A 6,924-nucleotide genomic window follows, 5' to 3' on the forward strand; every position below is an offset into this window, starting at 1 on the left:
GCCGTGACACGGCTCTCGTAGCTTCGCACGAGCGGACCTGTGGCGTTGGCCTGCAGGAACCGCCAGTAGAATCCGTACACGTGACTTCTGCCGCCCCCGCCAAGCCCCGCATCCCGAACGTCCTCGCCGGACGCTACGCCTCCGCCGAACTCGCCACGCTCTGGTCTCCCGAGCAGAAGGTGAAGCTGGAGCGGCAGCTCTGGCTCGCCGTGCTGCGGGCCCAGAAGGACCTCGGGATCGAGGTGCCGGACGCGGCGATCGCCGACTACGAGCGGGTCCTCGACACCGTCGACCTGGCCTCCATCGCCGAGCGCGAGAAGGTCACGCGGCACGACGTGAAGGCGCGGATCGAGGAGTTCAACGACCTCGCCGGGCATGAGCACGTGCACAAGGGCATGACCTCCCGCGACCTGACGGAGAACGTCGAGCAGCTGCAGATCCGGCTCTCGCTGGAGCTGGTGCGCGACCGTGCGGTGGCCGTCCTGACGCGGCTGGGCAAGCTGGCCGGTGAGTACGCGGAGCTGGTCATGGCCGGCCGCTCCCACAACGTGGCCGCGCAGGCCACCACCCTCGGCAAGCGCTTCGCGACCGCCGCCGACGAGCTGCTGGTGGCGTACGGCCGGGTCGAGGAGTTGCTCGGCCGCTACCCGCTGCGTGGCATCAAGGGCCCGGTCGGTACGGCCCAGGACATGCTGGACCTGCTGGGCGGGGACGCGGCGAAGCTGGCCGAGCTGGAGGACCGGATCGCGCGGCACCTGGGCTTCTCGCAGGCGTTCACGTCGGTCGGCCAGGTGTACCCGCGCTCGCTGGACTACGAGGTGGTGACCGCGCTGGTGCAGCTGGCGGCCGCGCCGTCCTCGCTGGCCAAGACCATCCGGCTGATGGCCGGGCACGAGCTGGTCACCGAGGGCTTCAAGCCGGGCCAGGTCGGTTCCTCGGCGATGCCGCACAAGATGAACACGCGGTCCTGCGAGCGCGTCAACGGCCTGATGGTGATCCTGCGCGGCTACGCCTCGATGACCGGCGAGCTGGCGGGCGACCAGTGGAACGAGGGCGACGTGTCCTGCTCGGTGGTGCGCCGGGTGGCCCTGCCGGACGCGTTCTTCGCGCTGGACGGTCTGCTGGAGACCTTCCTGACGGTCCTCGACGAGTTCGGCGCGTTCCCCGCCGTCATCGCCCGCGAGCTGGACCGCTACCTGCCCTTCCTCGCCACCACCAAGGTGCTGATGGGCGCGGTGCGGGCGGGTGTCGGACGTGAGGTCGCGCACGAGGCGATCAAGGAGAACGCCGTCGCCACCGCGCTGGCGATGCGTGAGCAGGGTGCCGAACGCAACGACCTGCTCGACAAGCTGGCCTCCGACGAGCGGCTGCCGCTCGACCGTGCGCAGCTGACGGCCCTGATGGCCGACAAGCTGTCCTTCACGGGCGCGGCCGCCGCGCAGGTCGGTGCCGTCGTCGGCCGGATCGAGGAGATCGCCAAGCAGCACCCGGAGGCCGCCGGCTACACCCCCGGAGCGATCCTCTGAGCCGCTTCACAGCGGCGGAGCTGGAGGCCGCCCGCGACCGTCTCGTCCCGGACGTGATCGCGGACGGCCTGCACGTCCTTTTCTGCGGCATCAACCCCGGCCTGATGACGGCGGCCACGGGCCACCACTTCGCCCGTCCCGGCAACCGATTCTGGCCGGTGCTGCACCTGTCCGGGTTCACCCCGAGGCTGCTGAAGCCCGCGGAACAGGGCGAGTTGCTGTCGTACGGGCTCGGCATCACGAACGTGGTGGCGCGGGCGACCGCGCGCGCCGACGAACTGACGGCGGCGGAGTACACCGAGGGCGGGCGGCTGCTGACGGCGAAGGTGACCCGGGTGCGGCCCGGATGGCTGGCGGTGGTGGGCGTCACGGCCTACCGGGCCGCGTTCGGCGACCGCACGGCTCAGGTGGGGCCGCAGGAGCGGCTGATCGGGGACACCCGGGTGTGGGTACTGCCCAACCCCAGCGGGCTGAACGCGCACTGGACGGCGGCGACGATGGCGGAGGAGTTCGGACGGCTGCGGGAGGCGGCCGAGGGCTAGCCGCTCACCGGTGGAAGGGCGGTTACGGGCTTCAGGCGTCCCGTCGGCGCACGCTCCGGGCTCCGGCGAGCAGGGCGCCCGCCGTCCACAGCGCGGTCACCGCCAGCCCGGTCCACGGGCCCAGGGCCCCGTCCCGGGCGCTGTGCAGGACGAGCTGGCCGGCCCGGTCGGGCAGCAGGTCGGCGCCGCCGGCGGCGAGGTCGCCGATCACGAAGGACACGATCAGCAGGAACGGGATCAGGATGCCGAGCGTCGCGGTCCCGCTGCGCAGGACGGCCGCCAGTCCCGCCGCGAGCAGGGCCATCAGCGTCAGGTAGACGCCGCAGCCCAGGGCTCCGCGCAGTCCTTCGGCCCAGGTCGGCCCGTCGGCCCCGAGCAGGGATTTGCCCAGGACGAGGGTGACGACTCCGGTGAGCAGACCGACGGCGAGCACCGGCAGCGCGATCGCCGTGGCCTTCGCCGCGAACCAGCGCCGCCGGTCGGGCACGGCGGACAGGGTCAGCCGTAGCGCGCCGCCCTGGAACTCGGACGAGACGGCCGTCGCGCCGAAGGCGACCGCGGCGATCTGCCCGAAGGACACGCCGGCGAACGCGGAGAACAGCGGGTCGGAGCCGGGGGAGCCGGCGGCCGTGAGGCCGGAGAACACGGCGGTGGCGAGCGGCACCGCGCAGAGACCGCCCACGAGTGAGCGAAGCGTACGGATCTTGATCCACTCGGCGTGCAGTACGGGCTGGAACGCCATGGTCAGGCCTCCTGATGACGGGCGGCGGTGAACTCGGCTTCCGCCGACGTCAGATCGAGGTAGGCCTGCTCCAGCGTGGCCTCCTCCTGGGTGAGTTCGAGGACGGGCAGGCGCGCGTCGGCCAGCAGGTGGCCGATGTCCTCCACGCGCGCGTGCCGTACGGTCCAGGTCCCGTCCGGGCCGCGCTCCGCTTCGTGGCCGTGCCGGGCGAGAAGGTCGCCGAGTCGTTCGTCGTCGGTGGTGCGGACCTTCGTCGCGGGCCGTACGCGCGCGTGGATGAAGTCCCGGATCGGGGTGTCGGCGAGGAGCCGGCCGCGGCCGAGGACGATCAGGTGGTCCGCGTAGGACGCCGTCTCGTTCATCAGGTGGCTGGAGACCAGGACCGTGCGCCCGTCCGCCGCCAGCCGGCGCAGCAACTCGCGGATCCAGACGATGCCTTCGGGGTCGAGGCCGTTGGCGGGCTCGTCCAGGAGGACCACCTCGGGATCGCCGAGGAGGGCGGCGGCGATCCCCAGCCGCTGTCGCATGCCCAGGGAGTACGTCCGTATCCGGCGCCGGGCGACCGGGGCGAGACCCGTCTCCGCCAGCATCCGCTCGACCCGGCCGGCCGGGATGCGGTTGCTCACCGCGAGGGCACGCAGATGGTCGTGTCCGGTGCGGGAGCCGTGCGCGGCGTCGGCGTCGAGCAGCGCGCCCACCCGGCGCAGTGGCTCGCGGAGTTCGGGGTAGGGCAGGCCGCCGACCGTGGCGGTCCCGGAGGTGGGGCGGTCGAGGCCGAGGACGAGTCGCAGGGTGGTGGACTTGCCGGCGCCGTTGGGGCCGAGGAAGCCGGTGACACGGCCCGGGCGGACGGTGAAGGTGAGATGGTCCACGGCCCGGCGACCGCCGTACTCCTTGGTGAGTTCGTGCACGTCGATACTGGTCATGGCCAACACCCTGGCGGGTCAATGGGGTTGGGCTCCTCCCCCGCCGGTGGGGAGTCCCTCCCCCGCTCGGGGGAGGACCGTTGTCAGTGGGCGCTGTCAGGATGTCCGCATGGCCCGCTTTCTACGCCCGCTGCTGCGGGGGACGACGTACACGCGGCTGCTGCATCTGTGGGTGCCGTTGCTCGTCGTCAGCCTGTGGCTCTTCATCGACCCGTCGACCCCGTGGGTGCCCGCGCTGGTGCTGGTTCCGGTGGGGCTGATCCCCGCGGTGCGCCGGGGCGAGGGCGTGCAGGCGCGGCTGCTGCTCACGCCCGGCGAGGAGGATTCGGGGATCTCCGAGGCGCCGTCGGCGACCTGGCGGGACCGGTGGCGCACGGTGCTGTGGCTGGAGACTCGGATGGTCCTCGGCTCGGCGGGGGCGTTGGCCTCGGTGTGGCTTCCGGCCATCGCGTTCGACCTCGGCCGGCTCGCGGCGGGACAGGCGCCCGGCGGATTCCCGCTCCTCGACACGGCACGGCCGCACTGGGCCTACGCCCTGCTGGTCCCGCTCCCTCTGATCACCCTGTACGGGGCCGTCGTCGGGTTCGGCGAATTGGTCACCGCGCTGGCCCGGCGGCTGCTCGGCCCGTCCGCCGCCGAGCGGCTCGCGGCCCTGGAGGAGCGCACCGAGCAACTGCTGGAGCGCACCCGTATCGCGCGCGAGCTGCACGACTCCATCGGGCACGCTCTGACGGTGGCGGTCGTGCAGGCCGGTGCGGCCCGGGCGGCAGGGAACGCGGAGTTCACCGACCGGGCGCTGGCGGCCATCGAGGAGACCGGCCGGAGCGCGCTGGAGGATCTGGAGCGCGTGCTGGGTGTACTGCGCGAGTCCCGGCAGCCGGTGCACGCACGGCCCACGCTCACCGACGCCGGCCGGCTCCTGGAGTCGGCGCGGGCCTCGGGTGCGAAGGTGGACGCGGAGGTCACGGGTCCGCTGGAGACGGTGCCGGGTCCGGTCTCCAGGGAGGGCTACCGCATCCTCCAGGAGGCGCTCACCAACGTGCTGCGGCACGCGGGAGCCGTGCCCGTACGGGTCCGCGTGACCGTGGGCGACGGGGTGCTCGGGCTGGAGGTGCGCAATCCGCTGCCGGGCCGGATACCCGGGCCCGGGCGGGGCAGTGGGCTGCGTGGGATACGCGAACGCGCGGCCCTGCTCGGGGGCAGCGCACGCACCGGACCGGACGAGGGCGACTGGCAGGTGCACGCCGAACTGCCGGTGCGCTGATCTACCCTGGCCGGATGCCGGTCACCGTTCTCCTCGTCGACGACGAACCCCTCGTACGGGCGGGTCTGCGCGCCGTGCTGGAGGCGCAGCCCGACATCGAGGTGGTCGGCGAGGCCGCCGACGGGGCGGCGGTCATCCCGCTGGTACGGCAGTTGCGGCCGGACGTGGTGGCGATGGACGTGCGGATGCCGCTGCTGGACGGGATCGAGGCCACACGCGCGGTGCTGCGCACGGTCGCCGAACCGCCGAAGATCCTGGTGGTGACGACGTTCGAGGACGACGAGTACGTGTACGAGGCGCTCCGCGCGGGTGCCGACGGGTTTCTGCTGAAGCGGGCCCGGCCGGCCGAGATCGTGCACGCGGTGCGGCTGGTCGCCGAGGGCGAGTCGCTGCTCTTCCCGGCCTCGGTACGGCAACTCGCCGCCCGGTACGGCGGGGCCGACGAGCGGGACGCGCTCCGGTGGGCGCGGCTGACCGAGCGCGAGGCCGAGGTGCTGCGGCTCATGACGCAGGGACTGTCCAACGCCGAGATCGCCGGGCGGCTGGTCGTCGGCACCGAGACCGTGAAGTCCCATGTGGGTGCCGTCCTGGCGAAACTCGGGACGCGGGACCGTACGCAGGCGGTGATCGCGGCGTACGAGTCGGGGTTCGTCGTGCCCCGCTGATCGCGGATCCTCGACATAGGGGGCGCCAGGCACTCGCCGGGGTCGTCGCTACCGAAGTACGATCCGCCCAACACGCAGGGCTGGCTGGGAGGACGGACGTTGGCGGGACTGACCGGCGGTGATCCGTCGCTGCTGCGGAGGATCAATTCCGCGGTGGTGCTGCACGCGCTGCGTGCCACGGACTGCGCGACCCTGACCGAGATCACCCGGGTGACCGGACTGTCCCGGCCGACCGTCGAGGGGGTCGTCGAGGGGCTCATCGAGGCCGGTCTGGTCGTCGAGAAGGCGGCCGAGGAGGGTGCCACCCGGCGGCAGGGGCGGCCCGCGCGGCGGTTCCGGTTCCGGGCCGAGGCCGGGCATCTGCTGGGTCTGGAGATCGGCGCGCACCGTGTCGCGGCGCTGCTGGCCGATCTGGACGGCCGGGTACTCGGGGCGCAGGCCAAGGACGTGGACGAGACGGCCGACGCGGACGAGCGGCTGGAGCGGCTGCGCACCGCGGTCGCCGAACTGCTGCGCCGGGCCGGGGTGCCGCGCAGTTCGCTGCGGGCCGTCGGGGTCGGCACGCCGGGCATCGTCGAGGCGGACGGCCGGGTGCGGCTGGGCACCGCACTGCCCCAGTGGACGGGACTGCGCCTCGGCGAGCGGCTGAGCCGGTCCTTCAAGTGCCCGGTGCTGGTGGAGAACGACGCCAACGCGGCGGCCGTGGCCGAGCACTGGAAGGGCGCCGCCACCGAGTCCGACGACGTGGTGATGGTGATGGCCGGGCTCAGCCCGGGCGCCGGTTCGCTGATCGGCGGACGACTGCACCGGGGCTACGGCGGGGCGGCCGGGGAGATCGGCGCGCTGCATCTGCTGGGCCGGGAGGTGACCCCGGAGACGCTGCTGTCCACCACCGACGAACCGCTGCACCCGCTGGACGAGCAGGCGGTCGCCGAAGTGTTCGCGCTGGCCCGGAAGGGGGACACGCGGGCGCGGGACGCGGTCGACCGGTTCATCCAGCGGCTGGTCCACGACGTGGCCGCGCTCGCGCTGGCCCTTGATCCGGAGCTGGTGGTGATAGGCGGCTGGGCGGCGGGGCTCGACGGTGTCCTGGAGCCGCTGCGCCGCGAACTCGCCCGCTACTGTCTGCGCCCGCCGAGGGTGGCTCTCTCCCTCCTCGGCGAGGCGGCGGTGGCGACCGGTGCGCTGCGGCTCGCCCTCGACCATGTGGAGGAGCAGTTGTTCGCGGTGGACGGGACGGTCACCGCGCGCCGCTGAAC

7 protein-coding genes are annotated in these 6,924 nt (G+C 73.2%); 5 read left to right on the forward strand and 2 right to left on the reverse strand.

Features of this window, described 5'->3' with window-relative positions:
- The first annotated feature begins 80 nt into the window (after positions 1-80).
- Together purB and mug are read left to right on the forward strand one after the other, a co-directional pair.
- Positions 81-1,526, forward strand: a complete 1,446-nt coding sequence (gene purB / locus ACFWXC_RS37230; RefSeq protein ID WP_384485848.1) for an adenylosuccinate lyase — start codon at positions 81-83, stop codon at positions 1,524-1,526.
- Positions 1,523-2,068 carry a G/U mismatch-specific DNA glycosylase gene (mug, locus tag ACFWXC_RS37235; RefSeq protein ID WP_384485964.1) on the forward strand — a complete coding sequence of 182 codons (546 nt, stop codon included), beginning with the start codon at positions 1,523-1,525 and terminating at the stop codon, positions 2,066-2,068. Before purB ends, mug begins: the two co-directional genes overlap by 4 nt.
- A gap of 31 nt (positions 2,069-2,099) precedes the next feature.
- Here mug and ACFWXC_RS37240 read toward each other — a convergent pair whose 3' ends face one another.
- Together ACFWXC_RS37240 and ACFWXC_RS37245 are read right to left on the reverse strand one after the other, a co-directional pair.
- A complete protein-coding gene (locus tag ACFWXC_RS37240) occupies positions 2,100-2,810 on the reverse strand; it encodes an ABC transporter permease (RefSeq protein ID WP_384485850.1) in 711 nt (236 codons plus the stop codon).
- 2 nt (positions 2,811-2,812) lie between these two features.
- On the reverse strand, positions 2,813-3,736 hold the full coding sequence (locus tag ACFWXC_RS37245) for an ABC transporter ATP-binding protein (RefSeq protein ID WP_384485852.1): 924 nt from the start codon (positions 3,734-3,736) through the stop codon (positions 2,813-2,815).
- Positions 3,737-3,845: 109 nt separating this feature from the next.
- Between ACFWXC_RS37245 and ACFWXC_RS37250 the strand changes: the two genes are divergently transcribed.
- From ACFWXC_RS37250 to ACFWXC_RS37260, 3 genes are all read left to right on the forward strand, one after another.
- A complete protein-coding gene (locus ACFWXC_RS37250; protein WP_384485854.1) occupies positions 3,846-5,000 on the forward strand; it encodes a sensor histidine kinase in 1,155 nt (384 codons plus the stop codon).
- Between the two features lie 14 nt (positions 5,001-5,014).
- On the forward strand, positions 5,015-5,665 hold the full coding sequence (locus ACFWXC_RS37255) for a response regulator (protein WP_384485856.1): 651 nt from the start codon (positions 5,015-5,017) through the stop codon (positions 5,663-5,665).
- 99 nt (positions 5,666-5,764) lie between these two features.
- Positions 5,765-6,922 (forward strand): ROK family transcriptional regulator, encoded by a 1,158-nt coding sequence (locus ACFWXC_RS37260; protein ID WP_384485858.1) that lies wholly within the window; start codon positions 5,765-5,767, stop codon positions 6,920-6,922.
- The last annotated feature ends 2 nt before the right edge of the window (positions 6,923-6,924 follow it).

The sequence above is a fragment of the Streptomyces sp. NPDC058683 genome (assembly GCF_042716195.1).
In the GTDB taxonomy this organism is placed as follows: Bacteria; Actinomycetota; Actinomycetes; order Streptomycetales; family Streptomycetaceae; genus Streptomyces.

Coding starts and splice junctions, on each gene's coding strand:
- ACFWXC_RS37250 (WP_384485854.1), top strand. CDS start 3,846: ATGGCCCGCTTTCTACGCCCGCTGCTGCGGGGGACGACGTACACGCGG.
- ACFWXC_RS37245 (WP_384485852.1), bottom strand. CDS start 3,736: ATGACCAGTATCGACGTGCACGAACTCACCAAGGAGTACGGCGGTCGC.
- ACFWXC_RS37240 (WP_384485850.1), bottom strand. CDS start 2,810: ATGGCGTTCCAGCCCGTACTGCACGCCGAGTGGATCAAGATCCGTACG.
- ACFWXC_RS37255 (WP_384485856.1), top strand. CDS start 5,015: ATGCCGGTCACCGTTCTCCTCGTCGACGACGAACCCCTCGTACGGGCG.